General features: G+C 73.0%; 15 protein-coding genes. 11 read left to right on the forward strand and 4 right to left on the reverse strand.

Translation table 11 applies throughout. The annotated features are described in order from the left end of the window. Positions 1-2: 2 nt before the first annotated feature. The 11 genes from I2501_RS25240 to I2501_RS25290 all read left to right on the forward strand — a co-directional run bounded on the left by I2501_RS25240 (position 3) and on the right by I2501_RS25290 (position 11,910). The gene (locus I2501_RS25240) at positions 3-1,424 is read left to right on the forward strand and encodes an O-antigen ligase family protein (RefSeq protein WP_328806610.1); all 1,422 of its coding nucleotides are present in this window, start codon (positions 3-5) and stop codon (positions 1,422-1,424) included. After that, positions 1,421-3,277: a murein biosynthesis integral membrane protein MurJ gene (gene murJ, locus I2501_RS25245; protein ID WP_196196483.1), complete on the forward strand. Its 1,857-nt coding sequence runs from the start codon at positions 1,421-1,423 to the stop codon at positions 3,275-3,277. The genes I2501_RS25240 and murJ overlap by 4 nt, the downstream gene beginning before the upstream one ends. Then, on the forward strand, positions 3,267-4,133 hold the full coding sequence (locus tag I2501_RS25250; RefSeq protein WP_236047158.1) for a polysaccharide deacetylase family protein: 867 nt from the start codon (positions 3,267-3,269) through the stop codon (positions 4,131-4,133). Before murJ ends, I2501_RS25250 begins: the two co-directional genes overlap by 11 nt. Continuing rightward, entirely contained in the window at positions 4,127-5,389 is a 1,263-nt protein-coding gene (locus I2501_RS25255) for a glycosyltransferase (protein ID WP_196196484.1), read from the forward strand. Before I2501_RS25250 ends, I2501_RS25255 begins: the two co-directional genes overlap by 7 nt. Next, positions 5,382-6,071: a YveK family protein gene (locus I2501_RS25260; RefSeq protein WP_196196485.1), complete on the forward strand. Its 690-nt coding sequence runs from the start codon at positions 5,382-5,384 to the stop codon at positions 6,069-6,071. The genes I2501_RS25255 and I2501_RS25260 overlap by 8 nt, the downstream gene beginning before the upstream one ends. Next, positions 6,068-7,243 (forward strand): GNAT family N-acetyltransferase, encoded by a 1,176-nt coding sequence (locus tag I2501_RS25265; protein WP_196196486.1) that lies wholly within the window; start codon positions 6,068-6,070, stop codon positions 7,241-7,243. Before I2501_RS25260 ends, I2501_RS25265 begins: the two co-directional genes overlap by 4 nt. 229 nt (positions 7,244-7,472) lie before the next feature. Further along, positions 7,473-7,805 (forward strand): YnfA family protein, encoded by a 333-nt coding sequence (locus I2501_RS25270; protein WP_196196487.1) that lies wholly within the window; start codon positions 7,473-7,475, stop codon positions 7,803-7,805. Between the two features lie 36 nt (positions 7,806-7,841). Beyond that, positions 7,842-8,681, forward strand: a complete 840-nt coding sequence (locus I2501_RS25275; RefSeq protein WP_196196488.1) for a hypothetical protein — start codon at positions 7,842-7,844, stop codon at positions 8,679-8,681. A gap of 94 nt (positions 8,682-8,775) precedes the next feature. Next, positions 8,776-10,374: an ABC-F family ATP-binding cassette domain-containing protein gene (locus I2501_RS25280; protein WP_196196489.1), complete on the forward strand. Its 1,599-nt coding sequence runs from the start codon at positions 8,776-8,778 to the stop codon at positions 10,372-10,374. Between the two features lie 350 nt (positions 10,375-10,724). After that, the gene (locus tag I2501_RS25285; RefSeq protein ID WP_196196490.1) at positions 10,725-10,958 is read left to right on the forward strand and encodes a helix-turn-helix domain-containing protein; all 234 of its coding nucleotides are present in this window, start codon (positions 10,725-10,727) and stop codon (positions 10,956-10,958) included. A 166-nt stretch (positions 10,959-11,124) separates the two neighbouring features. After that, positions 11,125-11,910: an enoyl-CoA hydratase/isomerase family protein gene (locus I2501_RS25290; protein WP_196196491.1), complete on the forward strand. Its 786-nt coding sequence runs from the start codon at positions 11,125-11,127 to the stop codon at positions 11,908-11,910. Between the two features lie 155 nt (positions 11,911-12,065). Here I2501_RS25290 and I2501_RS25295 read toward each other — a convergent pair whose 3' ends face one another. Genes I2501_RS25295 through I2501_RS25310 form a run of 4 tightly spaced genes read right to left on the reverse strand, consistent with a single transcriptional unit; the run spans position 12,066 to position 16,480 of the window. Then, the gene (locus tag I2501_RS25295) at positions 12,066-12,827 is read right to left on the reverse strand and encodes an SDR family oxidoreductase (protein ID WP_196196492.1); all 762 of its coding nucleotides are present in this window, start codon (positions 12,825-12,827) and stop codon (positions 12,066-12,068) included. A gap of 6 nt (positions 12,828-12,833) precedes the next feature. Next, complete coding sequence (locus I2501_RS25300) at positions 12,834-14,633, reverse strand: glycoside hydrolase family 15 protein (protein ID WP_196196493.1); 1,800 nt, start codon at positions 14,631-14,633, stop codon at positions 12,834-12,836. A gap of 31 nt (positions 14,634-14,664) precedes the next feature. After that, positions 14,665-15,453, reverse strand: coding sequence for an SURF1 family cytochrome oxidase biogenesis protein (locus I2501_RS25305; protein ID WP_196196494.1), 789 nt, complete (start codon positions 15,451-15,453; stop codon positions 14,665-14,667). Between the two features lie 25 nt (positions 15,454-15,478). Continuing rightward, positions 15,479-16,480, reverse strand: a complete 1,002-nt coding sequence (locus I2501_RS25310) for a DEDDh family exonuclease (RefSeq protein WP_196196495.1) — start codon at positions 16,478-16,480, stop codon at positions 15,479-15,481. Positions 16,481-16,496: the final 16 nt, after the last annotated feature.

The raw sequence follows: 16,496 nt of genomic DNA on the forward strand, positions 1-16,496 counted from the left end.
GAGTGCACCTGGACGAGAGGGTGCCGGGTCTCACGGGGCGGGGCTTCGGTCTGTGGGGGAGTGCCTTCCGGGGGCTCACCCTGCCGGGGTTCGCCCTCCGGTGGGGGGCCCTGCGACCGGCCCATCTGGTCGCGCTGACCGTGGTGCTGGTCTGCGTACCGCTGGGCAACCAGGACGTGACGGCGTCGGTCCATGTGACCCCGGCGGACGTGGGCTCGCTGGCGCTGGTCGCGATCACGCTGCCGTGGGCGCTGTTGCGGCGCACCCGGTTCGTGCCGGTCCGCGCGGCGGTGCTGAGCGCGGCGGCGCTGGTCGGCGTCGGGGTGGCCACGGCCGCCTCGCAGGACCCGCACACCAGCCTCTCCGGCTTCGTGCGGTTCGTCCAGATCTTCGTGGTGGTCCCGGCGGCCGTGCTCTACGCCGTCCGCGACCGGCGTGACCTGCGACTGGTCTTCGGCGCGTTCACGGCGGCGGCGGTGCTGGAGGGCACGGTCGGCGTCGTGCAGTACGTGACGGGCACCGGCGCCTCCTACGCGGGCGGCGACCAGCGGGCGGTCGGTACCTTCGGGGCGCAGGACGTGATGGCGATGTCCGTGGTGGTCAGCTTCGGGCTGCTCGCCGCGCTCGGACTGGCCCTGGACGCGCGCCGGGAGCAACGGACCGCGGCGATGCGCTGGTGGTCGCTGACCGCGGTGCTGCTCAGCCTTCCGCTGGCACTGTCGTTCAGCCGTGGCAGCTGGATCGCCACCGGCGTCGCGGTCACCGCGGTGCTGCTGCTCACCGACGTCCGGCTGCTGCTGCGCTGCGTGGTGGTGGCGACGGCGGCGGGCGTGGTGCTGCTGGGCGGGCTGGCCGCGGGCGGCGTGGTGAAGATGGGCGGAGCCGACGGCGGCCAGGCCTCGGTGACGGCCCGTCTGGCCAGCATCGGCTCGGTCACCGGGGCCGCCGACCACTCGGTGACCGACCGCTACGACCTGTGGACCACCGCCGGACGGATCTGGCGGGCGCACCCGGTCACCGGCGTCGGGCCGAAGGAGTTCCCGGCCTTCCGCGACGCCTCCGCGCCGCTGCGGCTCTCGTCCGGCTCCGACACCGCGGGCGCGGGCGCGGGCTACTCGCGTGAGCCGCTGCTGTCGCCGCACAACATGTACCTGCTGGTACTGAGCGAGCAGGGCCTTGTCGGGCTGACCTGCTTCGGCGCGCTGCTGCTCGGCACCGCGCTCGGCTGCTGGCGCAATCCGGCCGTACTCGGGCTGCTGGTCTGGCAGTTGGTCGACTTCCTGTACGCCGACATCGGCGGTACCACCACCGTGCTGATCTCCGTGCTGCTGGGCCTCTGCGCCGGTGTGGGCACGCGTCCCGGACCGCTGGCGATCCCCTCGCCGCGCTCCGCCCAGTCCCGAAGGGAGGCGTCGGCCCGATGACCACGGCCACCCAAGCGCCGCCGCCCGCACCGGCACCCGACGCGGCGCCGCCCGCGCCGGCACGCGGTTTCGTCGCCCGGGCGTTCGGCGTCACGGCGCTGTTCAGCGCGCTCGGCTCGATCCTCGGGCTGCTGCGCGACCTGCTGCTGGCCCGCTTCTACGGGGCGGGCTCGGCCACGGACGCGTTCCTGGTCGCCTGGACCGTGCCGGAGACGGCCGCGCCGCTGCTGATCGAGGACGGGATGGCGTTCCTGACCGTCCCGGCCTTCAGCGCCGCGCTGGCCGCCCGCGGCAAGGAGGGCGAGCAGGCGCCCTCCGCCGAAGCCGCCGCCGGGGCCGCCGGGGCCGCCGCACAGGTCGCCGCCGAAGCCGCCGCCGAGGCCCAGCAGGTGGACCAGGTACGGGCGTTGGTCGCGGCGACGCTGCCGCCGCTGGCGCTCGCGCTGGCGCTGCTCTCCGCCGTGACCGCGATCGGCGCGCCGGTGCTGGTGCGGCTGCTCGCGCCAGGGCTGGCCGATCCGCAGCTGGCCGTCGTCTGCACCCGGCTGACCGCCGTCACCGTGCTGCCGTTCGGCCTCACCGGCTACCTCAGCGCCGGGCTGCGCTCGCACCACCGGTTCATCGGGCCGGGCGCGGTCTACATCGCGTACAACTCCGGGATCCTCGGCGTGATGCTGCTGCTCCACGGCAGCCTCGGGGTGCGGGCCGCGGCGGGCGGCGTGGCGCTCGGCAGCCTGCTGATGACGGCGTTGTTGCTGCCCCCGTTCGCCCGCCACGTCAGCCGGTTGACGTGGCGTCGGCCGCGCGGCGCGGCGGGCGCGGCCGGGGTGGCGTCCGGCGGACCGGTGCTGAACCCGATGGCGCTGCTGCCGATCGTGCTGTTCACCCTGACCCGGCAGTCGCAGATCTTCGTCGAGCGGTTCATCGGCTCCACGCTGCCGCCGGGCACCATCTCGGAGCTCAACTACGCCGAGAAGGTCGCCCAGAACGTCATGATCATCGGGATCCTGGTCTGCACGGTCACCTTCCCGATGATCGCCAGGGCGCTGGCCGAGGGCGACATCCAGCGCGCGCGCAAGCGTGTCGAGACCGACCTGGCCGTGGTCGGCGCGGTGGTGCTGGCCGGGACGGTGGTGCTGGTGGCCTGCGCACCGCAGGTGGTCGGCGTTCTGTTCGAACGCGGCGCGTTCACCCCGCAGGACGCGGCGGCGACGGCGTCGCTGATGCGCGTCTACAGCCTCGGGCTGCTGGCGCAGGGCCTGGTCGGCGCGCTGATCCGCCCGTTCCTCGCCGCCCGCCCGGCCGTCGGCTTCGGCCCGGGCACGGGCATCATCGGCGAGGACGGCGAACAGGTGGGCACCGCACGGCCGTTGGACCGCACCGACTGGTACCCGATCTGCGCGATGGCCCTCGGGCTGCTCGTCAACATCGTGGTCGCCGTCGCGGCGACCCCCTTCGTCGGCGCCCTCGGCCTGGCCGCGGGCAACGCCGCGGGGATCAGCCTCACCGCCGTACTGCTGCTGCACGCGCTGCGCACCCGCGGCATCCCGGTGCGGACGCACACCGTGCTGGGCGGCCAGCTACGGCTGGTCCTGGCCGCCGCCGGGGCCACCGCCCCGGCCTGGCTGGCCGCCAACATCCCCGGCGTGGACGCGTTCGGGAACCTGCCGCCGCTGTTGCTGGGGGCGGTCACGGGCTTGCTTTTCTTCCTCGCTCTGGCGGGCGCGCTGCGCGCTCCCGGCGTGAGCGACGTGCTGGCCGGACTGCGCGGACGGCTGGCCTCGCGGCCGACCGTCGTGCGCCCGCGCGGCGCAGAGATCGAACACGCGACGGGAGAGTCTGATGGTTGCTGATCCGCTGCAGGACGAACGGCCGTTGGAGCGGCAGAGGGGGAACGTGGTCCAGGCTGAGCGCGCCGGGGGCGCGGAACACGCGGCGGACGAATCGGCGCAGGAACCGGCGAAAAGCACAGCGGAGCGCACGGCGGAGGGCACGAAGGGCTTCACCGGCAGGCCGCCGTGGACGCTGATGTACCACTCGGTCGACTCCGACGAGCAGGACCCCTACCTGCTGACCGTCTCCCCGGAACGTTTCGCCCGTCAGATGGACTGGCTGAACCGGCGCAAGCTGCGCGGCGTCGCGATGAGCGAGCTGCTCCGCGCCCACGCCGACGGCGACGCCGCCGGGCTGGTCGGGCTGACCTTCGACGACGGCTACGCGGACTTCCCACGCGAGGTGGTGCCGGTGCTGCGCCGCCACGGCTTCACCGCGACCGCCTACGTCGTCGCCGGGCGGATGGGCGGCCACAACGCCTGGGACGCCGACGCCCCGCGCAAGCCGCTGGTGACGATCGCCCAGGTCCGCGCGATGGCCTCGGCCGGCGTGGAGATCGGCTCGCACTCGCTCAGCCACCGCCGGATGCCGGGCCTGCCCGCCGAGGAGCTGGCCCTGGAGACCCGCCGTAGCAAGGAGCTGCTGGAGTCGGTGGTGGAGGCCCCCGTCGCCGGGTTCTGCTACCCGTACGGCCTGTTCGACGACGCCGCGATGGGAGCGGTCCGCGAGGCCGGGTACGGCTACGGCGTCGGCATCTGCCACCACTCCGGGACCAGCCGCTGGGCGCTGCCGCGCTGCTACGTCGGCCAGCGGGACGGCGGTCTGCGCCTGCGCGCCAAGCGGGTCCGGCACACGGTGCGGGGCCTCGGATGGTGACGCCGCACCAGCTCGGCACGGAGCGCCCGCTCCGGGTCCTCCATGTGATCACCGGCCTGCGCGCGGGCGGAGCCGAGCAGCAACTTCGGCTGCTGCTGCGGCACCTGCCCGCCACCGGACCGGGCGCGGTCCACTGCGAGGTGGTCCAGCTCTGCGCGTCCGGCCCGGAGCCCGGCACCGTCGCCGTCGGCCTCCGCGCCGACGGGATCACCGTCCACGAGCTCGGCATGCGCGGCAACCGCGACCTCGCCGCGCTGCCGCGCCTGGTCCGGCTGATCCGCGACGGCCGCTACGACGTCGTCCACTGCCACCTCTACCGGGCCTGCCTCTACGGCCGGTTGGCCGCCCGGCTGGCCGGGGTCCGGGCCGTCGTCGCCACCGAGCACTCGCTCCAGCCCGGCGTGCTGGAGGGACGGCGCACCGGCTTCGGCGTACGCCGTCTCTACCTGGCCGGCGAGCGGCTGGGGACCACCACCATCGCCGTCTCCGAGGCGGTCGCCGACCAGCTCCGCGTCTGGGGCGTCCGTCCGGGCCGGATCCGCATCGTCCCCAACGGGATCGAGCCGGACGCCTACCGCGTCCCCGCCGCGTCACGTGCCACGACCCGCGCCGCGCTCGGCCTGCCCGAGGACGCGTACGTCGTCGGCGGTGTGGGCCGGTTGGTGCCCGGCAAGCGCTTCGACGTCCTGGTCGAGGCGCTGGCGCTGCTGCCCGACGACGTCCGGCTGCTGCTGGTCGGCGCGGGCCCCGCGCGGGCCTCGCTGCTCGGCCTGGCCCGCGCCCGCGGCGTCGCCGACCGGGTGGTCCTCACCGGCGAACGCGACGACGTCCCGGCCCTGTTGGGCGCGATGGACGTGCTCGCCGCGCCGTCCGACGGCGAGACCTTCGGGCTGGCGCTGGTCGAGGCGCTGGCTGCCGGGCTGCCCGTGCTCTGGTCCTCGGGACCGGCCCTCACGGAGCTGCCGGTCATGGACCAACGCGCCCTCACCCGCCAGGGATCGGCCCGCACCGAGCCGAAGCCGCAGGCGTACGCCGCGGCCCTGGACCGCCTGCGCGGCACCCGGGCGGACCACCGCGACCCGCCCCGCGCCGTCGTCACCCGCTACGACATCGCCCGGCTGGCCCCGCGCGTCGCCGCCGTCTACGCCGAGGCCGTCGGGGAGCCCGGCCGCCTGCCCTCGGAACGTCACCCCGCAGAACTCCCTGCCGCACCGCAGGACCGCGAAGCCTCACCCAAGGAGATGACCCGTGCCTGAGAGCGAGAAGCAGACAGGTAAGGCGCACCCCGTGCTCCGGGCCGCGCTGCGCAAGTGGTGGCCGCTGCTGGTGGCCGTCCCCGCCGGAGCGGTCGCGGGCGGCGGCTACGCCCTGGTGGCCACCCCGCAGTACCAGGCGAACGCCTACGTGATGGCGGTCGCCGACCCCGGCACGGACAGCGCGACGGCGGTCAACTTCGCCCAGGCCTACGGCCGGGTCGTCGCCCAGCCCGAGGTCCTCGCCCCGGCCGCCGCCACGACGGGTGCGACGGTCCGTCAACTGACCTCCCAGATCCAGGCACAGACCTCCCCGGACGCGCCGGTGATCGAGATCACCGGCACCGCGACCAGCGCGTACCAGGCGGCTCGCGAGGCCAACGCGGTCGCCCGCTCCATGGTCGCCTTCGGCGACACCACGGCCAAGCAGACCCATATCCGGCTGATGACCTTCGCCACGGCCGCCGAGCCCGCCGGCCCGTCCTCACCCTCGCGCAGCCTGGACGTCGCGGTCGGCGGCGCGGCGGGCGCGCTGCTCGGCAGCCTCGCCCTGCTGGCCCGCACCGGCGGCACCGGCCGCCGCCCGGAGGAGACGGTGGAGGGCGTCGAGGCGGTGGAGACGGCCGAGTCCGACGCCGCGCCCGTCCCCGAACAACAGCGGGAGTCGGCCGGGGCCGGGGCATGACCACGCTCGCCCCCGAGTCGGCGGCCTCGGGGTCCGCTCCGCTGCTGGAGACCGTCGTGCTGCGCGACGAACGCGCGCTGGACGCCCTGGCGGCGGAGTGGGACGAGCTCCAGGACCGCAGTCCCGGCGCCACGCCGTTCCAGTCCCACGCCTGGCTCTCCTCCTGGTGGCACAGCTACGGACGCCCGGGACGGCTCCGGCTGGTGACGGTCCGTCGGGCCGACCGGCTGATCGCCCTGGCCCCGCTCCACCGCGACGGCGCTGCGCTGCGCCCGCTCGGCGGGGAGATCACCGACTTCCACGACGTGCTGCTCGACCGCGAGCACCTGGACGAGGCCGCCGCCGCGCTGGCCGCCGCGCTGGCGGCGGAGCTGCGCGGCCCCTGCGCCCGCCTCGACCTCGGCGAGGTCCGCGCCGACGCGGCGCTCCACCACCTCGCCCCGCACTGGCCGTGCACGCTGCGCCGCCTCCCCGGCTCCCTGGTCCAGCACCTCCCCGGCGTCCCGATGGACGAGCTGCTGACCCGTCTGCCGGGACGCACGGCGCAGCGCACCAAGGTCAAGCTGCGCAAGCTGGCCTCCGCCGGGATCGAGGTCCGCACCGTCCCGCCCTGGGAGGCCCCCGAGGCGGTCGACCGGATGCTCGCCCTGCACGCGCTCCAGTGGCGCGACCGCGGCGCGACCCCCGAGCACATGCGCGACCGCTTCGCCACGCACCTGCGCGCGGCGGCGACGAGCATGGCCGCGACGGACCGGGCGACGCTCCGCGAGTACCGCCTGGACGGCCGCCTGATCGCCTGCGACCTCCAACTCCAGGGCCCGACCCTGACGGCGCTCTACGTCTACGGCGTCCACCCGGAGGCCCGCCAGCGCGTCGACATCGCCGGCATGCTGTTCGGCGAGGCCCTCGCCCACACCGTCGCCGCCGGCCGCCCCGAGCTGAGCCTCTTGCGAGGCAACGAGCCGTACAAACAACGCTGGCGCCCGGACCCCGCGCACAACGAGCGGGTGCTCGTGGGGTCGCGTGCCGTGGTTGCTGCTGTCGCGCTGACCGCGCACGCGAGCGAGCGGGCGAAGAGCTTTGCGCGGGAGCGCATGCCGTGGCTGCGGAAAGTCCGCTCGTGGAGGCGTGTTCTACTGCACAAGGCTGCAGGCGACAACGGAATTCAATGAGGCAAACGAGGTAGTTGCACCACCAGGGGCGCGGGGAACTGCGCGAGCAACCACTGACATGCGGATGGCCCTGCGCGTTCGGGGCTCTACCTGCGTGGGTGGCTTGTCGCGCAGTTCCCCGCGCCCCTGGAGGTGCAACCACCTGCGGCAGCACACGCCCACCTTCTCGCGCCCGCCCCTGGGTAGTGCAACGTCCCTGCCTGCACCAACGATCTCCTAATCTCATTCCATGGCCGTCACCCGTTCCATCCTGCTCTTCGTCCTCGCCGCCTTCGCAGAGATCGGCGGGTGTTGGCTGATCTGGCAGGCCGTCCGGGAGCACCGGACCTGGCTGCTGGCCCTCGGCGGCGTCGTCGCCCTCGGCGCGTACGGGTTCGTCGCCGCCGCGCAGCCGGACGGCGCGTTCGGGCGGGTGCTGGCCGCCTACGGCGGGGTCTTCGTCGCGGGATCGCTCGCGTGGGGCGTGCTGGTGGACGGGTTCCGGCCGACGGTCTGGGACATCACCGGGGCCTGCGTCTGCCTGGTCGGCGCGGGGTTGATCATCTATCAGCCGCGCGCCTGACGTCCTCACCGAGGTCGCCCGCTTACGGTGACGTTCATGCGCTCGCCGACCCTCCGACCGCGGCTTCTGCTCCTCTCGCTGGTGGCCCTGCTGCTCGGCGGGTTGGCGGCCCTCGGCGCGACCGCGCGCTCCCTGCGGCCCGCGCCGTTCGGGGACGCCGTCGCCGACTCGTCCAACCCGCACGCGCGCGGGGTCACGGCGGACGCGCTGCGGGTCACGTCCTCCGGCGCCGTGCAGGCCTACGACCGGCGTACCGGTCAGGCCGCGTGGAGCTACCGCAGGCCGGGAAGCACGCCGATCCGCCTGGTCCCGCTGACCGGAGACGACGGCGACAGCAACGACGGGACGACCGTGGCCGTCTGGGACGACGGAATGCTCACCGGCCTCCAACCCGGCGCAGCCGCCGTGCGCTGGCACCGGTTCGTGCCCGGGGTCACAGCCGGCGGCCCACTGCTGGTCGTGCCCCTCGGCAGCGAGCCCCAGCAGGGCGTGCCGCTGCCTCCGCCGACGACGCCCACCGGAGCGTCGTTCCTGGTGCTGACCTCCCAGCTGGTGATGACCTACAACACCGGCGACGGGACGATCCGCACCTCGACCCTGCCGCCCCAGGGCTGCCGCTACCGGCTGACCGGCCCGGCCGCGCCCGCGCAGGTGGGGGACTGGCTGGTGGTGCGCCGCGACTGCGCGGACGGCGGGGTCACGCTGGAGGGCTACGACCTCGACGGACGGCGCTGGGGCCGTCCCTACGACGCCGTGGCGACGAGCGGGGTTGGCGGCAGCGCTCTCCAGGTCACGGCGCTGCCGTGGCTGCGGTCCTTCACCGTCGACCTGGTCACGGGTCGAGCGGCTCAGGAATGCATTTGCGCGGCCCGTTAGAATTACTTGAAATCTGCAGCAGGGGTCCGTCCGGACGGTCCCGCAGCCAGTTACCGTCCCGCACCCCCGGGCCCAGCTACGGAGCCGCTTCGCCATGATCGCCGCCAACGACATCGAACTGCGCGCGGGCGCGCGCATCCTGATCGAGTCGGCGACGTTCCGCGTCGCGGCCGGTGACCGGATCGGGCTCGTGGGCCGAAACGGCGCCGGAAAGACCACGCTGACCAAGGTCCTCGCCGGTGAGGGCCAGCCCGCGGGCGGCACGGTCACCCGGAGCGGCGAGGTCGGCTACCTCCCGCAGGACCCCCGCACCGGCGACCTCGACGTCCTCGCCCGTGACCGCGTGCTCTCCGCGCGCGGCCTCGACGAGGTGCTGCGCAAGATGCGCCTCAACGAGGACAAGATGGCCAACGGCAAGGGCGCGACCCGCGACCAGGCCATGAAGAAGTACTCGCGGCTGGAGACCGAGTTCCTCACCAAGGGCGGCTACGCCGCCGAGGCCGAGGCCGCCACCATCGCCGCCAGCCTGGGCCTGCCGGACCGGATCCTCGGCCAGCCCCTGCACACCCTCTCCGGCGGTCAGCGCCGCCGCGTCGAGCTGGCCCGGATCCTCTTCTCGGACTCCGACATCCTGCTGCTGGACGAGCCGACCAACCACCTCGACGCCGACTCGATCATCTGGCTGCGCGACTACCTGAAGGTCTACAAGGGCGGGTTCATCGTCATCTCCCACGACGTGAACCTGGTCGACGAGGTCGTCAACAAGGTCTTCTACCTGGACGCCAACCGCACCTGCATCGACGTCTACAACATGGGCTGGAAGCTCTACCAGCAGCAGCGCGAGGCCGACGAGAAGCGCCGCAAGCGCGAGCGCGCCAACGCCGAGAAGAAGGCCGCGCAGCTGAACTCGCAGGCCGACAAGATGCGCGCCAAGGCCACCAAGACCGTCGCCGCCCAGAACATGGCCCGCCGCGCCGAGCGACTGCTCTCCGGTCTGGAGGCGGTGCGCCAGAACGACCGCGTCGCCAAGCTGCGCTTCCCGGACCCCGCCCCCTGCGGCAAGACGCCGCTGACGGCCGAGGGGTTGTCCAAGTCCTACGGGTCGCTGGAGATCTTCACCGACGTCGACCTGGCCATCGACAAGGGCTCGCGCGTCGTCGTCCTCGGCCTCAACGGCGCGGGCAAGACCACGCTGCTGCGGATGCTGGCGGGCGTGGAGGCTCCCGACACCGGTTCCGTCGTCCCCGGCCACGGCCTGAAGATCGGCTACTACGCCCAGGAGCACGAGACCCTGGACCCGGACCGGACGATCCTGGAGAACATGCGCTCGGCCGCGCCCGACATGGACCTGGTCGAGGTCCGCAAGATCCTCGGCTCGTTCCTCTTCACCGGCGACGACGTGGAGAAGCCGGCCGGCGTCCTCTCCGGCGGCGAGAAGACCCGTCTGGCGCTGGCCACCCTGGTCGTCTCCAGCGCCAACGTGCTGCTGCTCGACGAGCCCACCAACAACCTCGACCCGGCCAGCCGCGAGGAGATCCTCGGCGCGCTGCACTCCTTCACCGGCGCGGTCGTCCTGGTCACCCACGACGAGGGCGCCGTCGAGGCGCTTCAGCCGGAGCGCATCATCATGCTTCCGGACGGTGTGGAGGACCTCTGGAACGAGGGATACGCCGATCTCGTGTCGCTGGCGTGAATTATCAGTAGCAAAACCCTGTATCGGAACTGTTCGACTAGTCGGGGGATCATGCATCTGGACCAGAAGAGTTCATATCGCCTTCTGGTCCTTCCCTCTCCCGGGTCTGCTGTGATTCCTGGGAATCCGGATTCCGCCGCACTGCTCAATTACCGCTGCTGATCAGCATTTTCGCGGAATCGGGTGAGTCAGATCGGGGGCGTGCAGCCCAGTAGTGCACGCTCCCCGAGTGCGCGCCAGCACCACTTCGGCATGGGAATCCATGTATCGACCTTGTCGAATGGGTGGCCATCGGGCCTGCCATGGGTGATCATGGGATTCCGACAGAGCACTGCTACGAGGAGGCACGGGTGGCCGAGACTCTGAAAAAGGGCAGCCGGGTGACTGGTGCCGCACGGGAGAAGCTCGCGACCGAGCTGAAGAAGAAGTACGACTCCGGTGCGAGTATCCGCGCGTTGGCGGAGGAGACGGGTCGTTCGTACGGCTTCGTCCACCGCATGCTCAGCGAGTCCGGGGTGTCCCTGCGCGGCCGTGGCGGCGCCACCCGCGGCAAGGCCAAAGCCGCGGCGGCGTCCGGTTCCTGACGCTTCGCGTCGTCCCTATCTGCACTTCGACGAAACGGCGGTCCGGGTATCCTCCCCCCGGCCGCCGTTCGTCACGTAAAGGCGCCCCCTGAGTGAGGCTGGGCAGCGCGGTACGCCAGAGGTTACTCTTCGGTAGCAATGCTTCTGCTACTGCCGGAGGGACCCTGTGAGCGATCAAGCAGCCGAGTGGGCGGAGGCGGGCGTCCGCCTGGAGCTGGCGGGTGAGCTCGCCACGGTCACGCTGTGCCGCCCCGAGCGCCGCAACGCGCAGTCGCCCGCGATGTGGCGCGCGCTGGCCGCGATCGGCCGGGAGCTGCCCGGCACCGTCCGCGTGGCACTGCTCCGCGCCGAGGGCCTCTCCTTCTCCGCCGGTCTCAACCGGCAGGCCTTCACCCCCGAGGGCATCCCCGGCGAGCGGTCCTTCATCGACCTGGCCAAGAGCGACGACGCCGACGAGGTCATCGCCGAGTACCAGGAGGGCTTCCTCTGGTGGCGCCGCCCCGACCTGGTCAGCATCGCCGCGGTCCAGGGCCACGCCGTCGGCGCGGGCTTCCAGCTGGCGCTCGCCTGTGACCTCCGCGTGGTCGCGGAGGACGTCCAGTTCGCGATGAAGGAGACCGCGCTGGGCCTGGTCCCCGACCTCACCGGCACCAAGCCGCTGGTCGACCTGGTCGGTCCGGCCCGCGCCCTGGAGATCTGCGGCACGGGCCGCTGGGTCGGCGCGGAGGAGGCGGCCCGCACCGGGCTCGCCAACCTCGTCGTCCCCGCCGAGGAGCTGGACGCTGCCGCGTCGGAGCTGGCCACCGCGCTGTTGGCTGCGCCGCGGAGTGCGCTGATCGAGACGAAGGCGCTGCTGCAGGGCGTGGGCGGACGCACCCTCGACGAGCAGCGCGCGGCGGAGCGGGCAGCCCAGCTCCGCCGCCTCCGCGACCTGGCGGGCGTGGGGGAGTGACGTTCCCCGGGTGAGGTAGTTGGACTTCCTCCAGGGGCGGGGGACTTCTGCGCGAAGAGTCAGTTGCACTATCCAGGGGCGGGGGGGGGGGGGGCCGGGCCCCCCCCCCCGCGCCCCTAGAAGTGTCTGCAACTACCTCACTTGCCTCGTCTGACTCAAATGCCGTGCAGCGCCCCGCCGTCCACGGGAATCATCACGCCAGTGAGGTAGCTCGCCGCAGGCGAGAGCGCGAATGCCGCGACCTTGCCGAACTCCTCCGGCCGCCCGTACCGCCGCAGCGGGATCCCCGCCTCCGCGTGGGCCCGCGCCGCCGCCGGGTCCGCGGCCAAGTTGTCGAGGTGGGCCACCCGCTCCGTCTCGATCCGAGCCGGGAGCAGGCCGAAGACCCGGATGCCCTCCGGGCCCAGCTCCGTGGCGAGCGTCTTCGCGGCCATCGCCAGACCCGGCCGGAGGCCGTTGGAGACGGCCAGGCCGGGGATCGGCTCGCGGACCGACGCCGACAGGACGAAGCCGATCGCGCCGCCGTCGCCCAGGACGTCCGCCGCCGCGCGGGCGATCCGGAGCGCGCCGAGGAAGACCGACTCGAACGCGTCCCGCCACGCCGACTCCGGCGAGGTCAGCACGGAGCCGGCCGCCGGGCCGCCGACGCTGATCAGGACGCCGTCGAGGCGGCCGAACCGCTCCAGCGCCGCGCCGATCAGGCGGGTCGCGGTGTCCGGGTCGCCGTTGTCGGCGACCACGCCCTCGGCGACCTCCGCTCCACCCAGCGCCTCGACCGCGTCCGCGAGCGATTCCTTGGTGCGGCCGGTGACGACGACCTTCGCGCCGTCGGCGACCAGCTCACGCGCCGTGGCGAAGCCCAGGCCGCGCGTCGCCGCCGTCACCAGGTAGACGCGGCCACCGAGTCCCAGATCCATCTCTTCCTACTCCTCTTCCGCTGCGGCCAGCGCGAACGCCGTGTTGACCAGGGCGACATGGGTGAACGCCTGGGGTGTGTTGCCGAGCTGACGACGGGTCAGCGGATCCCACTCCTCCGAGATCAGGCCGAGGTCGTTGGCCAGACCGGAGACCCGGTCGAACAGGGCCCGCGCCTGGTCCACCCGGCCGATCGCCAGCAGCGCGTCGGCCAGCCAGTACGAGCAGGCCAGGAACGCGCCCTCGGTGCCCGCGAGGCCGTCCACCGCGTCCGTCTGGTCGGCGCCCTCGGGCGTCGAGTAGCGGCGGACGAAGCCGTCGTGGTCCAGCTCACGCTGGATCGCCTCGACCGTCGCCACCACCCGGGTGTCGTACGGGGGCAGGAAGCCGGTCTTGACCACGAAGAGGGTGGCCGCGTCCAGCTCCTTGCCGCCGTAGTACTGGGTGAAGACGCCCCGCTTCGGGTCGACGCCGCGGGCGGAGACGTCGTCGTGGATCAGGTCGCGCAGCTCGCGCCAGCGCTCGGTGGGGCCGGGCAGACCGGTCTCGTCGGCGAGCTTGACCGCGCGGTCGAAGGCGACCCAGCACATGATCTTGGAGTGGACGAACTGGCGACGCGGCCCGCGCACCTCCCACAGGCCCTCGTCCGGGTCGGACCAGTGCTCCTCCAGGTACTCGAGCAGCTTGCGCAGCAGGCCCCAGACATGGCGCTCTATCGTGATCCCGCGCTGGTGGGCCAGGTAGAGGGTGTCCACCACCTCGCCGTAGACGTCGAGTTGGAGCTGGTCCACGGCCGCGTTGCCGAACCGGACCGGGTGCGAGCCCTCGTAGCCGGGCAGCCAGTCCGCGACCGTCTCCGGGAGCCGCCGCTCGCCGCCGACCCCGTACATCGTCTGCAGGTCGGCCGGGTCGCCCGCGATCGCGCGCAGCAGCCAGTTGTGCCAGGCCTCCGCCTCACGCCGGTAGCCGGCGTTCAGCAGTGCGGAGAGGGTCATCGTGGAGTCGCGCAGCCAGCAGAAGCGGTAGTCCCAGTTGCGCGCGCCGCCGATCTGCTCGGGCAGTCCCGCCGTCGCGGCGGCGACGATGCCGCCCGTCGGCTCGTAGGTGAGCGCCTTGAGCGTGATCAGCGAGCGCTTGACGGCCGCGTGGTCCCGGTCGGCCATCTTCGCCGAGCACCGGTCCGACCAGGCCTCCCAGTCGGCGAGCGTGCTCTTCAGCTCCGCCTCCGCGTCCGGGCGGCGGGGCTGGCGCTGGTGCGAGGGCGCGTAGCTGAGCACGAACGGCACCCGGTCGCCCGCGCGGACGGTGAACGTCGAGACGGTGGCGAAGTCCTTGCCGACCGTGCGCACGCCGTCGCCGCAGTGCAGCCAGACCGCGTCGGGACCGGCGACCGCGACCCGGTGGTGGTTGGTGCGGCGCATCCACGGGATGATCCGGGCGTAGTCGAAGCGCAGCCGCACCTCGCCGGTCATGTGCACCTCGCCGCTGACGCCCTCGACGATCCGGATCACGTCGGGGGTCTTGTCGCGCTGCGGCATGAAGTCGATCACCCGGACCGTGCCGGTGGCCGTGGTCCACTCGGTCTGCAGCACCAGGCTGTCGCCGACGTAGGAGCGGCGGGGCGCGTGGCCGTCGGAGGTCGGGGCGATCCGCCAGTGGCCGTGCTCGTCGCCGCCCAGCAGTGCGGCGAAGCAGCTGGGCGAGTCGAACCGCGGCAGGCAGAGCCAGTCGATGGAACCGTCCCTGCCCACCAGCGCGGCGGTCTGCAGGTCTCCGATGAGCGCGTAGTCCTCGATGCGTCCGGGCATGGAGCCATCCTGCCCGGTGGGGCAGCCGAAGTCAGGCCTTTCGGGCCAGCCTCACGTCGCGTCGGAAGAGGAAGAACCAGGCGATCGGGATCATCAGCGCGAAGAGCCACCACTGGATCGCGTAGGGCAGGTGCACGCCCTTGCCGACCACGGCCAGCGAGTTGGAGTTGCTGTCGTTCGGGCTCGGTACCAGCTCGGTCTGCGCGGAGGACGACATGGCGGGGGAGGACCCGGTCATCTCCAGATAGCCGGCCAGTACCGGCTGGCTGAAGTTCTTGGCCTGCTCGTGACTGTTGATCAGCATGTACTGCCGGTACGGCAGTCCGCCCGGGTCGCGGATGCCGGTCAGCGCGGTCGTCTCGTCGGGCCGCAGGCGGCCGGTGACGGTGATCTCGCCCGTCGGCGTGCTCGGCATCGGGGGCAGCTGGGCGCCGGTGGCGTTGCCGGGGGCGATCCAGCCGCGGTTGACCAGGACGACCTTGCCGTCGTCGGTGACCAGCGGGGTGACCAGGTAGAAGCCGGGCTGGTCGCCGGAAGCGTCGGTCCGGTTCCGGATCACGACCTCCTTGGCGGCGTCGAAGTGCCCCGTCGCGCTGACGGTGCGATACATCTCACTCAACGGGATCGTCGCGCCGGGCTTCGACAGCGTCTCCATCGTGACGGCGGGCGCGGCCAGGTTCGCGTTGATCGTCGCGTTGCTGCGGCTGGTCTGCTGGTACCGGTGGTACTGCCACTGGCCCAGCCATGCCATGGCCGGGATGAGGGCGAGGAACACCAGGGTCAGGATCAGCCAGCGCCGGGTGAGAAAGATGCGGAGCACCCCTTGACGTTACCTCCGCCCGCTGTCAGTCCCCGCGCTGGGGTGCCACCCGCTGGAGGAGCTGGAGGAAGGCGGCCTCGTCGACCACCGGCGTGCCGACCTCGCGGGCCTTGCGCGCCTTGCCCGTCCAGCCGTCCGGGTCGTTGGTGACCAGCAGGCTGGTCCGGCTGCTGACGGAGGTCGCGACGTGCAGCCCGGCCTCGGTCAGCCGGTCCTCGAGCACCTCGCGGTCGGTCGCGGTGTCGCCGGTGATCGCCACCCGCATGCCCTGCACCAGCGGTCCGTCCGGCTGCCAACGGCCCGGGTTCGGGTACGGGCAGGCCGGACGCCGCTTGGCGGGCCGGTACCCGCCCCGGGAGCCCTGACGCCGGACCGTCTGCGAGGGCACCGGGGCGGTCGCGCCCGTGCTCATGCTCGGCCCGAGAGGTCCGAGGTCGCTTATCGGCACGCACGGGACCAGCGGCAGCCGCAGCCCCGCGTCCGCGGCCAGCCGCAGACTGGGCCGGAACACCTCCGCCAGCACCCGCGCGTCGTCCAGCGCGTGGTGGGCCTGCCGGGTCTCCACACCGAAGTGCGCCGCCAGCGTGCCCAGTTTGTGGTTCGGCAGCGGCAGCCGCAGGTCCCGGGAGAGCACGATGGTGCACAGCCGCTGCTCGATCGGCGCGCGCCCGTCGATCCGGGCGTACTCACGGGAGATCATCGACCAGTCGAACAGGGCGTTGTGGGCCACCAGGACCCGGCCCGTAAGCCGGCGGGACAGCTCGTCGGCGATGCCGGGGAACGTCGGCGAACCCTCCAGCACGTCGGAGGTCAGGCCGTGGATCCACACCGGGCCGGGATCGCGCTCGGGGTTGACGGTGGTGTACCAGTGGTCCTGCACGCCGCCGCGCGCGTCCAGTTGGTACACGCCGACGGAGATCACCCGGTCGGTCCGCCCGAGTCCGGTGGTCTCGACGTCGACCACCGCCCAGCCGGCGTCGGGGTACTCCGCGGGCCAGACGGCCTCTGTGTCGTTCCCTGCAAGCATGGTGGACCACAATACG

Source organism: Streptacidiphilus fuscans (assembly GCF_015690355.1).
GTDB lineage: Bacteria > Actinomycetota > Actinomycetes > Streptomycetales > Streptomycetaceae > Streptacidiphilus > Streptacidiphilus fuscans.

Bases quoted from the DNA above. Each gene is read 5' to 3' on its own strand.
- murJ (WP_196196483.1), top strand. From the start codon at position 1,421: ATGACCACGGCCACCCAAGCGCCGCCGCCCGCACCGGCACCCGACGCG.
- I2501_RS25250 (WP_236047158.1), top strand. From the start codon at position 3,267: ATGGTTGCTGATCCGCTGCAGGACGAACGGCCGTTGGAGCGGCAGAGG.
- I2501_RS25255 (WP_196196484.1), top strand. From the start codon at position 4,127: ATGGTGACGCCGCACCAGCTCGGCACGGAGCGCCCGCTCCGGGTCCTC.
- I2501_RS25265 (WP_196196486.1), top strand. From the start codon at position 6,068: ATGACCACGCTCGCCCCCGAGTCGGCGGCCTCGGGGTCCGCTCCGCTG.
- I2501_RS25270 (WP_196196487.1), top strand. From the start codon at position 7,473: ATGGCCGTCACCCGTTCCATCCTGCTCTTCGTCCTCGCCGCCTTCGCA.
- I2501_RS25275 (WP_196196488.1), top strand. From the start codon at position 7,842: ATGCGCTCGCCGACCCTCCGACCGCGGCTTCTGCTCCTCTCGCTGGTG.
- I2501_RS25280 (WP_196196489.1), top strand. From the start codon at position 8,776: ATGATCGCCGCCAACGACATCGAACTGCGCGCGGGCGCGCGCATCCTG.
- I2501_RS25295 (WP_196196492.1), bottom strand. From the start codon at position 12,827: ATGGATCTGGGACTCGGTGGCCGCGTCTACCTGGTGACGGCGGCGACG.
- I2501_RS25300 (WP_196196493.1), bottom strand. From the start codon at position 14,633: ATGCCCGGACGCATCGAGGACTACGCGCTCATCGGAGACCTGCAGACC.
- I2501_RS25310 (WP_196196495.1), bottom strand. From the start codon at position 16,480: ATGCTTGCAGGGAACGACACAGAGGCCGTCTGGCCCGCGGAGTACCCC.